The sequence below is a fragment of the Paenarthrobacter nicotinovorans genome (assembly GCF_021919345.1).
GTDB lineage: Bacteria > Actinomycetota > Actinomycetes > Actinomycetales > Micrococcaceae > Arthrobacter > Arthrobacter nicotinovorans.
This window is the reverse complement of sequence record NZ_CP089293.1, coordinates 1,489,329-1,505,359: the sequence shown is the minus strand read 5'-3', so window position 1 is coordinate 1,505,359 and position 16,031 is coordinate 1,489,329. Positions and strand designations below refer to the sequence as shown.

At 63.3% G+C, this 16,031-nt stretch carries 18 protein-coding genes; 8 read left to right on the top strand and 10 right to left on the bottom strand.

The features are described 5' to 3' along the window. Window positions 1-28 precede the first annotated feature (28 nt). The 3 genes from JMY29_RS07000 to JMY29_RS06990 all read right to left on the bottom strand — a co-directional run bounded on the left by JMY29_RS07000 (window position 29) and on the right by JMY29_RS06990 (window position 3,367). The gene (locus tag JMY29_RS07000) at window positions 29-805 is read right to left on the bottom strand and encodes an ABC transporter permease (protein ID WP_035733434.1); all 777 of its coding nucleotides are present in this window, start codon (window positions 803-805) and stop codon (window positions 29-31) included. Beyond that, window positions 802-1,794 (bottom strand): ABC transporter ATP-binding protein, encoded by a 993-nt coding sequence (locus JMY29_RS06995; RefSeq protein ID WP_189075825.1) that lies wholly within the window; start codon window positions 1,792-1,794, stop codon window positions 802-804. Before JMY29_RS06995 ends, JMY29_RS07000 begins: the two co-directional genes overlap by 4 nt. 100 nt (window positions 1,795-1,894) lie before the next feature. Continuing rightward, window positions 1,895-3,367, bottom strand: a complete 1,473-nt coding sequence (locus JMY29_RS06990) for a YibE/F family protein (protein ID WP_189075826.1) — start codon at window positions 3,365-3,367, stop codon at window positions 1,895-1,897. Window positions 3,368-3,695: 328 nt separating this feature from the next. Here JMY29_RS06990 and JMY29_RS06985 point away from each other — a divergent pair, with 328 nt between their 5' ends. From JMY29_RS06985 to JMY29_RS06970, 4 genes are read left to right on the top strand one after another with little or no spacing between them, the layout of a single operon-like run. Beyond that, entirely contained in the window at window positions 3,696-4,334 is a 639-nt protein-coding gene (locus tag JMY29_RS06985) for a phosphatase PAP2 family protein (protein WP_229778603.1), read from the top strand. A gap of 11 nt (window positions 4,335-4,345) precedes the next feature. Further along, window positions 4,346-5,023: a DedA family protein gene (locus JMY29_RS06980; protein WP_039240456.1), complete on the top strand. Its 678-nt coding sequence runs from the start codon at window positions 4,346-4,348 to the stop codon at window positions 5,021-5,023. Beyond that, window positions 5,020-5,694 carry a response regulator transcription factor gene (locus tag JMY29_RS06975; protein ID WP_039240455.1) on the top strand — a complete coding sequence of 225 codons (675 nt, stop codon included), beginning with the start codon at window positions 5,020-5,022 and terminating at the stop codon, window positions 5,692-5,694. The genes JMY29_RS06980 and JMY29_RS06975 overlap by 4 nt, the downstream gene beginning before the upstream one ends. Continuing rightward, a complete protein-coding gene (locus JMY29_RS06970) occupies window positions 5,687-6,673 on the top strand; it encodes a sensor histidine kinase (protein WP_039240454.1) in 987 nt (328 codons plus the stop codon). The genes JMY29_RS06975 and JMY29_RS06970 overlap by 8 nt, the downstream gene beginning before the upstream one ends. A gap of 65 nt (window positions 6,674-6,738) precedes the next feature. On the opposite strand, the gene JMY29_RS20920 is transcribed toward JMY29_RS06970, so the two are convergent. The 6 genes from JMY29_RS20920 to JMY29_RS06945 form a co-directional block, all read right to left on the bottom strand. After that, entirely contained in the window at window positions 6,739-6,990 is a 252-nt protein-coding gene (locus JMY29_RS20920; RefSeq protein ID WP_307730320.1) for an ABC transporter permease, read from the bottom strand. Continuing rightward, on the bottom strand, window positions 6,951-7,352 hold the full coding sequence (locus JMY29_RS06965) for an ABC transporter permease (protein WP_307730319.1): 402 nt from the start codon (window positions 7,350-7,352) through the stop codon (window positions 6,951-6,953). Before JMY29_RS06965 ends, JMY29_RS20920 begins: the two co-directional genes overlap by 40 nt. Before the next feature lie 60 nt (window positions 7,353-7,412). Next, the gene (locus JMY29_RS06960; protein ID WP_189075827.1) at window positions 7,413-8,786 is read right to left on the bottom strand and encodes an FAD-binding oxidoreductase; all 1,374 of its coding nucleotides are present in this window, start codon (window positions 8,784-8,786) and stop codon (window positions 7,413-7,415) included. A 231-nt stretch (window positions 8,787-9,017) separates the two neighbouring features. Beyond that, complete coding sequence (locus JMY29_RS06955; protein WP_189075828.1) at window positions 9,018-9,980, bottom strand: GNAT family N-acetyltransferase; 963 nt, start codon at window positions 9,978-9,980, stop codon at window positions 9,018-9,020. Window positions 9,981-9,982: 2 nt separating this feature from the next. Next, on the bottom strand, window positions 9,983-11,368 hold the full coding sequence (locus JMY29_RS06950) for a glycine--tRNA ligase (protein ID WP_018777456.1): 1,386 nt from the start codon (window positions 11,366-11,368) through the stop codon (window positions 9,983-9,985). A 112-nt stretch (window positions 11,369-11,480) separates the two neighbouring features. Beyond that, window positions 11,481-12,476: a DMT family transporter gene (locus tag JMY29_RS06945; RefSeq protein ID WP_018777455.1), complete on the bottom strand. Its 996-nt coding sequence runs from the start codon at window positions 12,474-12,476 to the stop codon at window positions 11,481-11,483. A gap of 32 nt (window positions 12,477-12,508) precedes the next feature. Between JMY29_RS06945 and JMY29_RS06940 the strand changes: the two genes are divergently transcribed. Beyond that, the gene (locus tag JMY29_RS06940; RefSeq protein WP_018777454.1) at window positions 12,509-12,736 is read left to right on the top strand and encodes an RNA-binding S4 domain-containing protein; all 228 of its coding nucleotides are present in this window, start codon (window positions 12,509-12,511) and stop codon (window positions 12,734-12,736) included. An 11-nt stretch (window positions 12,737-12,747) separates the two neighbouring features. On the opposite strand, the gene JMY29_RS06935 is transcribed toward JMY29_RS06940, so the two are convergent. After that, complete coding sequence (locus tag JMY29_RS06935) at window positions 12,748-13,398, bottom strand: alpha/beta hydrolase (RefSeq protein WP_189075829.1); 651 nt, start codon at window positions 13,396-13,398, stop codon at window positions 12,748-12,750. A gap of 70 nt (window positions 13,399-13,468) precedes the next feature. Here JMY29_RS06935 and JMY29_RS06930 point away from each other — a divergent pair, with 70 nt between their 5' ends. From JMY29_RS06930 to JMY29_RS06920, 3 genes are read left to right on the top strand one after another with little or no spacing between them, the layout of a single operon-like run. Next, window positions 13,469-14,311 (top strand): SGNH/GDSL hydrolase family protein, encoded by an 843-nt coding sequence (locus JMY29_RS06930; protein WP_189075830.1) that lies wholly within the window; start codon window positions 13,469-13,471, stop codon window positions 14,309-14,311. A gap of 27 nt (window positions 14,312-14,338) precedes the next feature. Further along, complete coding sequence (locus JMY29_RS06925; RefSeq protein ID WP_039240449.1) at window positions 14,339-15,493, top strand: winged helix DNA-binding domain-containing protein; 1,155 nt, start codon at window positions 14,339-14,341, stop codon at window positions 15,491-15,493. Between the two features lie 45 nt (window positions 15,494-15,538). After that, entirely contained in the window at window positions 15,539-15,988 is a 450-nt protein-coding gene (locus JMY29_RS06920) for a hypothetical protein (protein ID WP_064721838.1), read from the top strand. Window positions 15,989-16,031 lie beyond the last annotated feature (43 nt).

Sequence of the window (16,031 nt, the reverse complement as noted above, 5' to 3'; positions counted from 1 at the left end):
GATCCCACCTTAGCCACGCCGGAGCAACTTAGACGCGGCTGGTGTCGCGGCGGAAGGCCATGGCGGCGCCGCCGACGAAGATGGCGAGCCAGACCAGGACGTTGAGAATCCACAAGACGTCGAACTCACCGGTGATGGGGCTGCGCGCCAGCTGACCGATCCCGTAGGCGGGCGTGAATTTGGCGATGGTCCCGAAGGTATCGCCCATGATTTCGATCGGCATGAAAAGGCCTCCCAGCATGGCAAGGATCGCCAGGGCCGGTCCAAGGATCTGCATGACGTTCTGGCTGGGCATGAGGTACCCCACGAAAAGTCCCAGGGCGGCGAACACCAGGGAACCCAACCAGGCCACCAGCCCGGCGGTCAGCCACGTCTGCGCGTCCATGGTCACTCCGGCGATGGCTCCGATCACGAACTGGGCGATCACAGCCACCAGCGAGAGGGTCAACGCCGCAGCTGCCTTGATGGCGATATACGCCCCGGGCAGCAGGGGCGTGAGGCGCAGTTGCCGGCTCCATCCCTGGGCACGTTCGACCGCCACCTGGCTGCCGGCTCCCGTGGCGGCCGTCATGGCTGCGTACACGGTCAGGCTGATCAGGATGTACTGGCCGTAGCTGTGGCCGTTGGGCAATTGCTGGTCTTTGTTGGACAGCCCGAAAATGAAGAAGAAGATCGCGGGCATGAGCACGGTGAAGACGATGGTCCGGCGGTTCCGGAGCATCCGCTTGATTTCGATCCACAGGAACGTCGTGTTGACACCGCCGGCGGAGGGCTTGCGGTCCTGCATTGCTGTCGACTGGCTCATGCCCGCTCCCCTTCCAAAGCAGTGGGGGCTGAGGTATACGTGGGGGCTGTTGGATCCGTGGGGGCTGTTGGATCCGTGGGGGTTGTGGCCGTCCCGGCTTCGTCCGCGGTGAGGGTCACAAAGGCCTCCTCAAGGTTGTTCGCAACCACTTCAAGATCGTGGGCTCCTGTTTTGGTGAGCAGGAACCGGACTACGGAATCCGAGTCGGAGGTGCGGACGGTGACGCGGCCGCCGTCGAACTCCACATGGTCTGCCGGCGGCAATCCTGCCAGCAGCGCGCGGTCACCGGCCGGCAGCGAAGCCCGTACTGTCCTCCCGGACGCCAGGTTCTTGATCTGCGCTGCCGTGCCGTCAGCAACCACCGTCCCTTGGCGGACCAGCACAATCCTGTCTGCGTAGGCGTCGGCCTCCTCGAGGTAGTGGGTGGCGAAGATGACGGTGCGACCCCTCGACGCGTCGTCGCGGATGGCGGACCAGAAGTCCCGGCGCCCCGCAACGTCCATGCCCGTGGTTGGCTCGTCCAGGATCAGCAGGCCGGGGTCCGAGACCAAAGCCATGGCGAAGCGAAGACGTTGCTGTTGGCCGCCGGAGCACTTTTCAACCCGGCGGTCGGCGATGTCCAGGATTCCCGCGCGGGTCAGGACTTCATCCACGGGCCGTGCCGAATCAAACATCGCGGCCGTGAGCTGCACGGTTTCCCGGACGCTGATGTCGCGCAGCAAACCCCCCGTCTGCATGACGGCGGCCACCTGTCCGCGGGAAACGGCCCCTCTGGGGCTGTGGCCGAAAATGGACACCTCGCCGGCATCCGGGGTGCTCAGGCCCAGGATCATGTCGATGGTGGTGGTCTTTCCCGCGCCGTTGGGGCCCAGGAAAGCCACGACCTCCCCCTGTTGAACCGTCAGGTCCAGGCCGCGCACCGCCTGCACTTTTCCGAAGCTCTTATGAAGTCCGGCGGCGCGAACCGCAGGAACACCCGGTGTTGTCATTACTCTCCCTGGAATAGGTCTGGTGTACCCATTCAAGCCGGAGGAGCATCCATACACCCGTAGCGGGTGTCACCTGTTCGGGATGACAAATGTCATCGGGCTAGTCGCTGCCCCGGCGTTCGGCTTCGCGCTGCGCCCGGCGACTCCCGGGCCGCACCGGCCCGTCCCCGGCACCCGGGCGGGTACCGGCGTCGTTCCTTTCGTCCTTCTCGGAACCGGCCACGACGGCGGCAGCGGCCAGCGCGCCGGTGTCGTCAAGGTCGTCCGGACTGACGGCGGTCCCCGCGGCGGCAAGGCGCTTCATCCCGGTGGCCTTGACCACCAGGACGGCGATGAGGGTAGTGACCGGAATGGCAAGGACGAGGCCGATGGAGCCCACCAGGGTCCGGATGACTTCTTCCGACAGTTCGGCGCTGGTCAGGGCCTCGGCCAAGGGGCGGTCGTACAGCATCACAATAATCAGAATGGGAAGGGCGGCACCCGCATACGCAAAGGCGATGGTGTAGACCGTGGAAGCAATGTGGTCCCGGCCAATCCGCATCGCAGAGGAAAACAGCTTGCGGGCGCTGGTGTTCGGCGCCAGCTCATAGAGTTCCCAAACGGCCGAGGACTGGGTGATGGTGACGTCATTGAGGACACCGAGGCCGGAAATAATCAAACCGCACAGGATAATCCCGGAGATCGATATCTGCGGTGACATGTTCACCAACGTTGAAGCGTCGTGGTTTCCTACGCCCGCCAGGTTTGCTGCATCCGTGGCCCAGGCGGCCAGCAGGGCGGTGATTCCCAGGCCGAAGATGGTGCCCAGCAACGCTGTGGACGTTCTCGCCGAGAACCCGTGGGCAAAGTAGAGGACCCCGATCATGATCACCGTGGACCCCACGAGCGCCAGCAGGAGCGGTGGCTTGCCCTCCACCAGACCGGGCAGGATGAAGCTGACCAGGACGAAGTAGGCCCCCACCAGGCCCAGCAGGGCACGGAAGCCGCGCCAACGGGCAACAGCGATCACCACCACCGCGTACAGCACCGCCAGGGCGGCTATGGGGATGTTGCGGACAAAATCAACGAAGACGTACGCCGGGGCGCCGTTGCCCGCACTGCTTCCTTGGACGCCGGAAAGGTTCAGGTAGCGGATGGAGTCGCCGACATCCACCCCGTGGGACATCGCAACATCAGGGTTGATGACCACCTTGACCGCCTCGCCGCCCTTGTCCGGAACGGTGTAGGCGAAGGTGCACTGGGACCCGCCGGTTTGGTTGGACTGGCTGTTGCCGGGCTGGCTGCTGCCGGACTGGCTGCTGTTCGTTTGACCCGTCTGCGAGCAGCTCTCCACCACCACGCTCTGGATTTTGCCGGTATCGAAAGTGACCCCCGGGGCAGCCTGGTAGGGACTGGAAAAGTTGATTCCCTCCCGGCTGCCCGACGGCCACATAAGCAACATCGCCACGAGAGTGAGCACACCCAACGGCACCAGGACGGCCGCCAGCAGCCAGTTGGCCCGTTTACGGGAAGCGATCGCCTGCGGAGTTGGTTCCGAACCCTCGGAATGACCGTGGGAATGACTGTGGCCCATCAGCTGCAAAACCTCATGGGGTTAAGCCTACGTGGGACGGCAGTGCTCGCCGGACCTCCTTCTGGAGGATCCGGCGTCAGGATGATCCGGTGCTGCCTCGGGAACAGGTCAGGGAGCCCGCGGACCGTATCACCATCTGACGGCACAACTTGACGGCACAACTTGTCCGGGGACTTCTTAACTGGTTCTTAATTGTCCTGGCAGACGATGGGAAGAACGATACGTCCTGCCGAAGGGTCCCATCTTGCAAAAACCGCCATCCGGCCCTGTGCACCTACAGCGGCTGCCCGCTCACCGACACTGGCTGACGGTTGCGGTGGTGCTTGCGGTGGCCGTCATCACTGTTGGGCTGGCGGTCCAGTGGGTGCCAGGTTTCACGTCGGCTGAGTTGGCCGTGGACCAAGGCTTCAGCCGCAACCACATCCCCGTCCTGACTGGTTTGGCTTTGGCGTTGAACCTGCTGTTCGGACCTGTGGCCGGAGCGCTGATGGTGCTGGCCACTAGCCTGTACCTCGTCCTGATCCGAAGGTCGCCCCCGAAAGCTGTGCTCTTTGCCCTCACGGTGGGCTCAGGGTGGTTGACCTGCCAGTTGTTCAAGGTGGTCATCGGCAGGATCCGACCTGACCCGGACCTATTGCTGGATCCCCTTGTTCCGGAGCCAGTGTCCAACAGCTTTCCCAGCGGGCACACGTCTCTGGCTGTCGCCCTTGCCCTGGCGGCATATTTTCTCTCTCGAGGGAGCCGCGCGGAGAAACCGGTTCTCTGGATCGGAACAGGCCTGGCAGTGATCGTCGCATGGTCCCGCGTGTACATCGGAGCACACTATCCCCTGGATGTCGTGGCGTCGTTCCCGGCAACGCTTGCGGCCGTCGTGTTGATGGCTGGCCTATGGAACCGGTATGCCCCCTCGGTTTTTGCCCGGCTCCAGTCCACATCGTCGTCCCGGTCCCGCCGGAGTCCCCAGTGAAAGAAGCCCACATGGAAGCCCTCACGTTCGCCCCTGCACTGATCCACACCGAACTGCTGCCTATCCTGGATCCGGCAAGCCTCCTGCAGGGTCTGGGCCCTGCAACGCTGGCGGTCGTGGCTCTGATCATCTTTATCGAGTCCGGTGTCCTGTTTCCGTTCCTGCCGGGAGATTCGCTGCTCTTCACTGCCGGGCTCCTGCACCAGCAACTGAACCTGACATTGCCGGTATTAATCACCGTTGTGGCCGTGGCCGCCATTGCCGGTGACCAAGTGGGCTATCTGCTGGGCCGCCGGTTCGGCCGCCGATGGTTTTCGGACGACGCCCGGGTACTGAAGACTGCGCGCCTGACAAAGGCGGAGGAGTTCTTCCGTCGCCGAGGGGGCCCGGCCCTGCTCCTGGCGCGCTTTGTGCCCGTGGTACGGACCTTCGCGCCGCTGAGCGCGGGAATCGCGCGCTATGACTATAAATCCTTCGCTCTCTGGAATGTCACTGGGGCAATCCTCTGGGCGACCTCCGTGACCTTGCTTGGCTCCTGGCTGGGGCGGTTTGACTTCGTGTCGAAGAACATTGATCTCATAGCAATTGTCATGGTCCTCGTCTCCGTGTTGCCGTGGGGCATCGAGTTCCTCAAGCGCAAGCGGGCCCGTAAGCCGGAAAGTGACCAACAAGCGAGAATGGATTCGTGAGCACACCCACCAAGCCGTCCCTGCTTCTGGTCGAAGACGACACCGTCCTGGGACCGCTTATCGCCGAACTCCTCGAGCCGGACTACCAAATCCACGTCGCGGTAGACGGCCATGAGGGCCTGCATCTGGGACTTTCCCGGAGCTGGGATGTGATGGTAGTGGACCGGGGCCTGCCCGGCATGGACGGTGTCGCGCTGATTGGCGCGCTCCGGTCCAAAGGCATCGCCACCCCTGTCCTCATCCTTACCGCGCTCGGCGCAACAGATGAGAAGGTCAGGGGACTCGATGCGGGTGCCAATGACTACATGACCAAGCCCTTCGACGCGCTGGAACTGGGTGCGCGGCTGAGGGCGTTGACCCGCAATTACCAGCCAGAGCCCAAGACTTTCACTATTGGAGATTGGGAACTGGACCCTGCTGCCAGGTCCATCCGGTCCATCCATGGATTCCAAGCCTCCCTGACGGCGAAGGAGAGCGAACTGTTGGCTACGATGGCGGCGAAACCAGATCGCGTCTACACGCGCGAAGAGCTGCTCAATGCCACGTTAAGCCAGGGTGACCTGCCAGGGATGATCGATACCTACGTACACCACCTGCGACGAAAAATTTCGAAATCTGTTATTCGGACCGTGCACGGCTTGGGATATCAGATTGGTGATGCGAATGACTAAAGAACCCGCTTCTGGGGGTCAGGATCAAGCATTCCTGCGTCGGGCATCCCTGCGAATCGCTCTTCGCATCAGTGCCGCCTGCGCCATTGCGGTCCTGTGCCTCCTGGCGGCGGCTACGCTGTACCTGCTCAACCAGTCCGGCAGCCCGGAACCGGCTGAGCCGGGCGCGGTGTACGCCTATCTCGATACCAAGGATCTGATCAAAGCGATGACCATCGCCGGGGCGGTGGGAGTCCTGCTGGCCGGGGGTATTGGCTGGCTCAGCGCCCGCAGCGCGATCCGGCCGCTGGGCGAGGCACTGGCCATCCAACGGCGTTTCGTTCAGGACGCGAGTCACGAGATGCGCACGCCCCTGGCTATCCTGGACGCCAGAATTCAACTGGTGCAGCGCAGCACAACACCTGATACGGCGGACGGCCAAGCGCTGGCTAGAATCCGAAGCGACACGTCCGCCCTGACCGCGATCGTCAACGAACTCCTTGAATCCGCCAGCGGAGCGGCGCAGGAACCGTATGCTGTGGTGACTGACGTCGCTGGCGTTGCCCAGGACGTGGTGGACAGCGTCCGGCTGTTGGCTGCCAACCGGGACATTACCCTGAATTGTTCCAACCAGGGACAACCACGGGCGGTCATTGCGCCGCAAAGGCTTCACCGTGCAATCCTGGGTCTGGCGGAGAACGCCCTTGTCCATACTCCGGCAGGCGGCCAGATAGCGGTTGCCACCAACGTTGCCGGCGGCCAGGCCATCATTACCGTGACTGATACAGGCCCGGGCATCACCGGCATTGACCGGGACCGGATCTTCGACCGATTCGCCCGGACAACCCATCAAGGCGTGGGCCAGCAGCAGCGCAGTTTCGGCATCGGGCTGGCCCTTGTCCGCGACATCGCCGTCGCCGCCGGAGGCTCCGCTGACGTGGTTTCCACGGGCCCGCAAGGCACCTGTATGAGGATCATTCTCCCAATGTCCATGCCATAGGCTGGCCACGGGCATCCTCAACAGCTACCTGCTCCTCGGGCCTTCAAATATCGCCGGTAGCCCCATCACCGGCTCAATGGCGCTGGACGCAGCTGAACAGCGGCGCGGGAAGCGATGACCAAAACTGCGGTCAAAGCACCGGCCGCCATGATTCCGGCCAGCACCACGATCTGGAACCGTCCGGCCTCAAGCGGTGAAATGCCACCGAATATAGCCCCGACAAAAGCACCCGGCAGAGTCACAAGCCCCGTCGTCTTTGTTTGGTCTATGGACGGAATCAACGCCGAATACACAGTGTGGCGGGCCAGCTCCAGCATTGACTGACGAGGTGTCGGCCCAAGGCCAACCATCCTTCCACTTCCTCGAGCGTCACGGCAACACCGAGCCCCATGGATCCGCCCACGAGGCCAAGGTTCTTCCAACTCCAGCCCATCCGCCGGGTGGCCGTCATTGCAGCAACGGCAAACATGACCAGCAACGCTGCGGCAACAAACGATGGACTCGAGATGACACCGCTGAGGATGACACTGATGACCATCAACTGCACCGTCCCCCTCGGGATCGCCAGAGCCGGCGCCCACCGGTAGGGCACCCGATAAACGGTCAGCACTACCGCGGTCAGGGCCACGAGGAGGACGACGCCCAGCAAGGTAGGCCCAAAGGCCTCGATCATCGTCATCCGGTTAGCTTATCGACGCCATGCCGAGCCATAGGTGCCGTTTACGTGCGGACTCCCGACTCAGGCCGGCGCGATGTTCTGGTTTACGCGGAAGAGGTTGTCGGGGTCGTATTTGGCTTTGACCGCTACCAGCCTTTCCCAGTTAGGTCCGTAATTGTCCGCGATTCGGTTCTGGTCCTCGGAGTCCATGAAATTGATGTATCCACCAGCTTCCGAGTGCGGGGCCAACGCAGCTGCATATGCTCGGGCCCATGCGATGTTTGCTTCGTTGTCCGCAGGGTCGGGCCACTGGGTGGCGATGACCGGAGCGAACTTCATGTCGCGGTGGGCAAAGGCAGTGTCCTGCACGCCTACGCGGGACACTGCTCCATCTATGGGATAGACGTGGACCGCAGTGTTGACGCTGGTCACTGTGGCCCCGAACTGTGCGTGGGCAGCGATCGCGCCGTCGTTGAGATCGCGCAGGAAGTTGGCTTTCCAATACCCCTGCATGCCTTTCTGGTTGAGCCCGTCAAATGCCACATTCAGGGCCGGATACGGCATGGGAGCCACCATGGAGCCCGCCACCGGGGCGGCGTCCAGGAAGGGCTGCCAGCGAGCCTCGCCTTCGGCTGGATCGCCCGTCCACATTCCCACGACGACGCAAACGGACTTTCCGTGCCATTCCTCGGGGAGGAAAGGAACGGGCGGTCCTTGGTGGAAGCCCAGGAAGGCGCCGAACTCTTCGGGCGCGGATGCTATGTAGTCGCGGTAGAACCGGGCAACAGCCGGGATGTTCTCGGCACCATAAATGATGATTCCCGCATGGACCATATCCACGGGATGGAGCTGGAACTCGAGGGAAGTCACCACGCCGAAGTTTCCTCCCCCGCCACGAATGGCCCAGAACAGGTCTTGATTTTGTTCGTCGCTGGCGATCAGGAAGTTGCCATCGGCGGTCACCACATCCGCAGAGACCAGGTTGTCGCAGGAGAGCCCGTACTTTCTTGCCAGGTAGCCAATTCCCCCGCCCAAGGTCAGACCCGCCACACCGGTGGATCCCACGATGCCGCCGGTGGTGGCGAGCCCGAAGGCATGGGTGGCGTGGTTGAAGTCGGCCCAGGTAGTACCTGCCTCGGCACGGGCCCTGGAATTTTGCGGGTCCACCCGCACCCCCGGGCGATTAACGAAGTCCAGAACCAATGCGTCGTCCCACGTGCCGAATCCGGGAGCGCTGTGCCCACCTCCCCTGATGGCCAGTGGCATGGAGTTTTCCCGGGCGAAGTTCACGCCGGCGATGACGTCGGAGACCTGGGCTACACGGATGACGCCGGCAGGACGCTTGTCCACCATGGCGTTGAAGACGGCGCGTGCCGCGTCGTAGTCAGGATCTTCGGGAGTCACGAGTTGTCCGCGCAACTGTTCTCGGAGCCCGTCGAGGGCGATTTTGTTCATAGTGCTTACCATCGATTCAGACGTGAGACCGGATGTTTCCACACGCTTCTCCCCCCGGATGTGATGGCGTGGGGGCTTACTTCGATAGGACTACTCCTGAGCGTTTGCCGCGTCAAGAACCTTCGGGAACCACCCCGGAAACGGCAAATCCTGCCTGACCCATGAAACATGGGCCAGACAGGATTGCCAGTAGTCCAACGGCGACCGCGACGCCGTCGATCGCTCAGTCGCTCAGTCGCTCACAATCAACGTATCCGCACCCCGGACATGGGCCTTACCGGATTCCAGCAGCGGCCCAAGGACTGTCCGCAGGGCCGTCATGGACTCATCGACTTCAAGCAACACTGGGTGCTGATAGGCAATGAGCGCCAGCAGATCCCGCACCGCAAACGCAGCGTCCTCGGCGGACAGACTGGGATCGTGCCCAAGGAAGACGTCCGACGGTTCGTCGGTGCCACCCTGGGCGTAGCTGATGGCAAAAGCCTGGATCTTTCCCTTGCGGCTCGCCGGAACACCATCGCCGAAGGCGCTGGCTTTGGGTGCCCGCAGCACAATGGCACCATGGGCGCCGGTGAGATCGTGCAGGAACAGTCGCTGGACAGTGGCGATGCTCAGCTCCCCCGGGCTGTCCCAATGATGGACGTGGGAGTAGTACTTACCAACAACGTCGCTGAGCTCAACCGAGCCGGTCGCAAGATCCTCCACCCGCTCCGATGCTGCTTCCTCGGAACCGTCCCCGAAACGCGGCAGCGTCAGGGGCTCAGGATCCACCACCACCAGCTGGGAGCGCTGGATCGGTGCCAGCCCGGCGGCAGCGGCGAACGCCGCACCTGCAGTGTCCGGTTCAACTTTGCTGCGGAGCTTGGAAACGCCCGACGGCGAGTTCCCGGCTTCGCGGCGAAGCATCGTCAGGAGGGTGGCACCAACGCCGCTGCGGCGGTGGTCCTTGGCAACCTCGATGTAGGCCCACAGGCGTTCCGGGTGCAGGGAAGCCTCGTGGACCACGCCGGCGGCAACGGGAATCCGTACGCCGTCGACTACGTCCTCGGCCACGATGCACCGGCGCCACGGTTGGTTGCTCGATGGTGCAAGGGCAGCACGGAACTGTTCTGCCGGGAGGGTCTCAGGACCACCCCAGATTTCCAGAAGGGCGAGGTCGTCGCCTTCCTTCCATTCGCGGTATTCCAAGGCCATGGCTAAGCGCCGATCAAACGCGCGGCCAGGTAGCCCTCAACCTTGTCCAGGGAAACGCGTTCCTGGCTCATGGTGTCGCGCTCACGGATGGTCACGGCCTGGTCTTCGAGGGTGTCAAAGTCCACGGTGATGCAGAACGGCGTACCGATTTCGTCCTGGCGACGGTAGCGGCGGCCGATGGCACCGGCGTCGTCGAAGTCGATGTTCCAGTTCTTGCGCAGCTGGGCGCCCAGCGCCTTGGCCTTCGGGGACAGGTCCTCGTTGCGGCTCAGCGGCAGGACGGCAGCCTTGACCGGTGCCAGGCGCGGATCCAGCTTCAGTACCGTGCGGACGTCGACGCCGCCCTTGGCGTTGGGTGCCTCGTCCTCGGTGTAGGCGTCGATCAGGAACGCCATGAAGGAGCGGGTCAGGCCGGCGGCGGGCTCGATGACGTACGGCGTGTAGCGCTCGTTGGTGGCCTGGTTGAAGTAGCTCAGGTCCGTGCCGGAGGCCTTGGCGTGGGTGGAGAGGTCGAAGTCCGTGCGGTTGGCGATGCCCTCGAGCTCGCCCCACTCGGAACCCTGGAAGCCGAAGCGGTACTCGATGTCCGTGGTGCCCTTCGAGTAGTGGCTGAGCTTCTCCAAGGGGTGCTCAAAGAAGCGCAGGTTCTCTTCGCGGATACCCAGGCCCGTGTACCAGGACATGCGTTCCTTCATCCAGTACTGGTGCCACTCTTCATCCGTGCCGGGCTCGACGAAGAACTCCATCTCCATCTGCTCGAACTCGCGGGTGCGGAAAATGAAGTTGCCCGGCGTGATTTCGTTGCGGAAGGACTTGCCGATCTGGCCGATGCCGAACGGCGGCTTCTTGCGCGAGGTGGTGAGCACGTTGTTGAAGTTCACAAAGATTCCTTGTGCCGTTTCCGGGCGCAGGTAGTGCATGCCTTCGTCACTGGCCACGGGGCCAAGGAAGGTCTTCAGGAGGCCGGAGAATTCCTGGGGTTCGGTCCACTGACCACGCGTACCGCAGTTGGCGCAGACGATGTCCGCCAGGCCGTTCTCTGCCGGGCGGCCCTTCTTTTCCTCATACTCTTCTTCGAGGTGGTCCGCGCGGTAGCGCTTGTGGCAGGAGAGGCACTCAACCAGGGGATCGGAGAAGACCTCCACGTGGCCGGACGCTTCCCATACCTGGCGGGGCAGGATAACGGAGGAATCCAGGCCCACTACGTCCTCGCGGCCGCGGACCATGCTTTGCCACCACTGGCGCTTGATGTTTTCCTTCAGCTCTGCGCCGAGGGGGCCGTAATCCCAGGCAGAACGGGAGCCACCATAGATTTCACCGGCCTGGAAGACAAAGCCCCTCCGCTTGGAGAGGGAAATGACCTGGTCAAGGACGGATTTTGCTGCCATGGGTGACTCCATTTGTTCTACAGGGCCGCTGGGTGCGGTCCGCGGTGGTTTGACCCCGGATTCCGGACGAGGTTGTCCGGCGGGGTTTGGGGGAAATTTACTGACTCCTACCCTACCGGCCTTTCGCCGCACCTCTCCGTGCGAAAGCTCCCTTGGGCCAGGGCAAGGTGGCGACGATGATCGCGGCGAGGGTGAGGACCGTACCCAGCACCGTGGGCAAGGCGACCACCGCGCCGGGGCTGGGGATCACGACGTCGAGCACCAGAGACCCGACCAACTGCCCGGCAATCATGCCCAGGCCGGTGATCAGCACGCCCAGGCTGCGGACCAGCAGGGCCGCCAGCCCGATAAAGACGCAACCCATGGGGCCACCGAGGTAGTACCACCACTCAGCCGGAAGCGGATTACCCGGTCCCGCGACGGCGAGCTTGATGAGCCACGCTGTCCAGAGAACCGCTGAACCTGCCACGAAGTTGACCAAGGTCGCCGCCACGGGCGTGCCGTAATGAACCGTGGCGGTGCCGTTCATGGCTTGCTGGAAGCTCATCAGGAAGCCTGCAGCCAAGGGAAGAAGGACGGGCAGCACCAGCGAGGCGAGGTCGGCGTCTCCGCCGAAGCGCGGCGAGACAGCCCAGGCGACGGCGGCGACGGTCAGGACGCTGCCGAGGACCCGCACCCCTGTGATGGCGCGGCGCCCTCCCGGCCCGATGCCCATGCGGTCAACGAGCAAACCGCTCAGCGTCTGCCCTGTCACGGCTGCCACGGTGAACAGCGCGACTCCGAGCAGTGCCACCGTGAAAGACTGCGCGAAGACGAACAATGCACCGATCGCACCGGCCATGACGTAGAAGCGGGGAAAGCTGCGGTTCCGCACGGCGGGGATGATTCGTTGGAGACCGGCTCTTCCTTTGGGCGTCGCCAAGGATATCGCGCTGATCAGCAGCAGGCCTGTGGTGAAGCTCACCACAGCTGCGGCGATGCCGTCGTCGAGTTTGGCGCCGAGCGCCCCGTTGATCCTTCCCTGCAACGGAATGACCAGGCCCGTTGCTACTGCAATGGGCAGGCCAACGGCCAACGGAAGGGCTGAACGGGGAGAAGGCTGCGGCACCGTCTCAACACTACTTCAGGCATCATTGCTGTATGAGCAACCCCGAAATTGAAGAGATCCCCATCCGTGACGACATGATCCGCCTTGGCCAACTGCTCAAGCTCGCCAGCTTGGTGGAGGACGGCGTAGAGGCCACGGAGCTCATCAAGAACGGCCTGGTGAAGGTCAACGGCGAGATCGATGAACGGCGCGGCCGCCAACTCCACGCCGGTGACACCGTGACCGTCAACGGTCAGACAGTGCGGATCACCACCGCCTGAAACAACGCCCCTTAGGGGGCGAGGACCTTGTGGGTGAGGAACTCCCCTACGTGCCCGATTTCCTGCTGGTTGATGCCGTGCCACATGCCCGTGTAGAGGACCTTGGTAAGGTCCACATGCTTGCGGACCCAGCCCATGGTGTATTCGATCTTGTCCGGCGTAATGACAGGATCCTGCTGGTCACGGCCCCAGAACATCGGCACCGATCCGTCCAGCTCGTCGTCCTTGAACGCGGCGTCGCCACCGGCGTCGATCACGAAGCCTGAAAGCCCGACGACGGCCGCGAAGTCCGCGGGACGGTACCGGAGCATGGTGGTCGCCATGGCCATGCCCATGGAGAAGCCAAGAAGCGTAACCGAGGAATGGTTGACCTTTACCGTGTCCAGCCATTCCAGGGCGTATTCGGCGGCAAGCTTCACGGCGTCCAGGGAGTAGTCGATGGACGCAGTGAGCGGGAACCACGTAAAACCCGGGCCCATGGGCATCGGTGCACGCAGCGATGCCACGACGAACCCCTCGGGGAGGAGCCCGGCCAGGCTGAAGAGATCGTCCTCGTTGGATCCGTAGCCGTGCAGCAGGACCAGGAGGGGCTTGCCGGCGCGTTCGGCTTCCTCGTGGGACCAGAGGACAACAGGTGCTGGAAAAGCGGGGGCTTCAGTCATGCCTCCATTCTTGCAGTTACCCGTAAGTAACAACCTACGGTGGCGTAGGTCGGCCCTCTGGGGGCAGGATATGAGCGTGAGTGAGAACAATCATTTAGTGAAACCGGGCGAACCCGCCCAAAAGCACCCGTGGAGCCGTTACGTGGCGTTGGGTGATTCGTTCACGGAAGGCATCGGCGATCCCGAACCTGCCAATCCCGGCGGTTACCGCGGCTGGGCGGACCGTGTCGCCGAAGAGCTGGGACGCGGACACGAGGACTTCGCCTACGCCAACCTCGCCATCCGGGGCCGGTTGCTGCAGCAGATCGTCGACGAGCAAGTCGGCCCCTGCCTGGAACTGCAACCGGACCTCGTCTCCATTTCCGCCGGAGGAAACGACCTCATCCGCCCCGGCGGTGATCCCGACCTTCTGGCCGAGAAACTCGACGCCGCCGTCGGCGAATTGGGCTCGGGTGGGGCCACGGTGGTCCTCTTCAACGGTCCGGATACTGCGTCCTCGGTCCTTGGCCGCATCCGGGGCAAAGTTGCCATCTACAACGAGAACCTGCGAACGGTCGCAGCCCGCCATGACGCCATCATTGCCGACATGTGGTCCTTGCGGCAGCTCGCTGACACCCAGATGTGGGATGCCGACCGCCTGCATTTCTCCCCCCTGGGCCACCACACCATCGCCATGATGGTCCTGGAGGCATTGAACGTCCAGCACACCCTGGAGCCGCTGGTACCCAAGGCCCTTCCTCCCCGGACATGGCGGGAAGCCCGCTCATCGGACCTGGTCTGGGCACGGGAATACTTCGTACCTTGGGTTATCCGGAGGCTCCGTCACCAATCGTCCGGCGACGGCATCACGCCAAAGCGTCCGACGCCGGGACCGGTCTTTGGTGCCGCCGGTACCGTGATGCCGCGGAGCTAGCCGGGAGCGATGGGCCGGTGAACCAGCATGGCGAGTGATGACTCTCCCCGTACAGCGGGGGTCCGGCAGTTGCGTCTCCGACGGCAACAGTTACGTCCTCCCCTGGGTGCAGCTCCAGGGGATGTGGTGCGCAATCTCCTGGCCGTCCAGTCGCAGGAATTCGCCTATGCCCGTTGGACCGTGGCGCAGCGGACGCCCTCGAGCACTGCAGCTGCAGTAGAACAGGCCGTTGCCGACGGAACCATCCTGCGGACGCACATCCTGCGCCCCACATGGCATTTTGTGCACAGGGATGACTTGGGCTGGTTGATGGCGTTGTCCGCTGACCGGCTGCATCAAGGCAACAAGGGCATGTACAAGCGGACCGGGGTGGACGGGGAAACTGCCGCCCACAGTGGGAGGATTCTTGCAGCAGCCGTGGCGGATGGTGCCCACAAGACCCGCGAGGAGTTGGCTGATGTTCTGGGCCAGGCCGGCTTTCCCGGCAAGGGGCTGGGTTTCATCTACCACCTCATGCACGCCGAAATCAGCGGCATTCTGGTGAGCGGCGCTCCGGTTCGTTCGGCTGGAGGAGCCCTGAAGCAGACCTACGCTTTGTTCTCCGAACGCGTCACCGCTCCTTTTTCCGGGCCGCTCAGCGGAGCGGACCGGGAACACGCCCTGGGGCAGATGGCCCTGCGGTATTTCAGCAGTCGCGGACCGGCTACCGTGAAGGACTGTTCGGCGTGGTCCGGGCTGACCATGAAAGACGTCACGTTGGGACTCAACGTCGCCGCGGAATTATCACCGGGAACGTTGGCCCGGGTCTCCTTCGATGACCTGGACTTTTACGGCGCCTCGGCTGACGTAGAAGCCCTGGAGGCTCCTGCCGGTCCAGCGGCCGGTTCCGTGCTCCCCCGCGTCGACCTCATCCAATGCTTCGACGAATACGTGATGGGGTACTCGCAATCCCGCCACTACCTGGGCGGCACCGCACCGTACTTGCCTGAGGACAACGGCCCCATGCATGTAGTCCTCGTGGACGGCAGGCTGGCCGGATGGTGGCGGCACAGCTTCGCAGGGGGCATGTGCGGGCTCGAAGTCCGGATGGACAAGCCGACAACCAAGGAAGAGCAGATGGCCCTGGAAGCCGAAGCGGAACGCTACGGGATTTTCCTGGGCATGGAGGCCAAGCTGCTGTGATGGGCACAGGGCTAAGCTGGGGTTAAGACCTAGGAGGCCTGCACTGTGAACAATCTGATCTTCTGGATCATCGTCTGCTCGTGGCTGATTCCCATGGGAATCCGCATGTACAACCGGTCCAAGGCCCGCCGCCTGCAGAACGGGAATTTTCGTGGTCAGGATTATCCGCAACAGGGTTTCCCACCACAAAATTACCCGCCGCAGGACTACCCGCAACAGAATTACCCGGGCTACCCGCCAGGGCCGGCAGTCATCCGCCCTGCAGACGAGGCTCCGCAGGTCGCGCCGCCGTCGAACGCCTCCTACCCAAGCGGTTCCTACCCAAGCGATTCCTACCGGGCCGGACAGCCCGCTCCCGCGCCGTTTCCCACTGCCGGTTCCGAGCCCCAGGGCTACCGCGCCCGCAAGCTGGCTGAACTGGATGCGAAGTTCACCAATGGCCAGATCGCCATGGAGGACTACATGAAACAACGCGGGGAGATCATGAACGGCTAGGCACGTCCACAAACAGGCAACTCTACGAACAGGCTCCTCACGG

What these genes read in the sequence shown, in the direction of transcription:
- JMY29_RS06995 (WP_189075825.1), bottom strand. Translation starts at nt 1,794, where the DNA reads ATGACAACACCGGGTGTTCCTGCGGTTCGCGCCGCCGGACTTCATAAG.
- JMY29_RS06960 (WP_189075827.1), bottom strand. Translation starts at nt 8,786, where the DNA reads ATGAACAAAATCGCCCTCGACGGGCTCCGAGAACAGTTGCGCGGACAA.
- JMY29_RS06955 (WP_189075828.1), bottom strand. Translation starts at nt 9,980, where the DNA reads ATGGCCTTGGAATACCGCGAATGGAAGGAAGGCGACGACCTCGCCCTT.
- JMY29_RS06930 (WP_189075830.1), top strand. Translation starts at nt 13,469, where the DNA reads ATGAGCGTGAGTGAGAACAATCATTTAGTGAAACCGGGCGAACCCGCC.
- JMY29_RS06970 (WP_039240454.1), top strand. Translation starts at nt 5,687, where the DNA reads ATGACTAAAGAACCCGCTTCTGGGGGTCAGGATCAAGCATTCCTGCGT.
- JMY29_RS06950 (WP_018777456.1), bottom strand. Translation starts at nt 11,368, where the DNA reads ATGGCAGCAAAATCCGTCCTTGACCAGGTCATTTCCCTCTCCAAGCGG.
- JMY29_RS06990 (WP_189075826.1), bottom strand. Translation starts at nt 3,367, where the DNA reads ATGGGCCACAGTCATTCCCACGGTCATTCCGAGGGTTCGGAACCAACT.
- JMY29_RS07000 (WP_035733434.1), bottom strand. Translation starts at nt 805, where the DNA reads ATGAGCCAGTCGACAGCAATGCAGGACCGCAAGCCCTCCGCCGGCGGT.
- JMY29_RS06940 (WP_018777454.1), top strand. Translation starts at nt 12,509, where the DNA reads ATGAGCAACCCCGAAATTGAAGAGATCCCCATCCGTGACGACATGATC.
- JMY29_RS06965 (WP_307730319.1), bottom strand. Translation starts at nt 7,352, where the DNA reads ATGACGATGATCGAGGCCTTTGGGCCTACCTTGCTGGGCGTCGTCCTC.
- JMY29_RS06935 (WP_189075829.1), bottom strand. Translation starts at nt 13,398, where the DNA reads ATGACTGAAGCCCCCGCTTTTCCAGCACCTGTTGTCCTCTGGTCCCAC.
- JMY29_RS20920 (WP_307730320.1), bottom strand. Translation starts at nt 6,990, where the DNA reads ATGCTGGAGCTGGCCCGCCACACTGTGTATTCGGCGTTGATTCCGTCC.
- JMY29_RS06980 (WP_039240456.1), top strand. Translation starts at nt 4,346, where the DNA reads ATGGAAGCCCTCACGTTCGCCCCTGCACTGATCCACACCGAACTGCTG.
- JMY29_RS06925 (WP_039240449.1), top strand. Translation starts at nt 14,339, where the DNA reads ATGGCGAGTGATGACTCTCCCCGTACAGCGGGGGTCCGGCAGTTGCGT.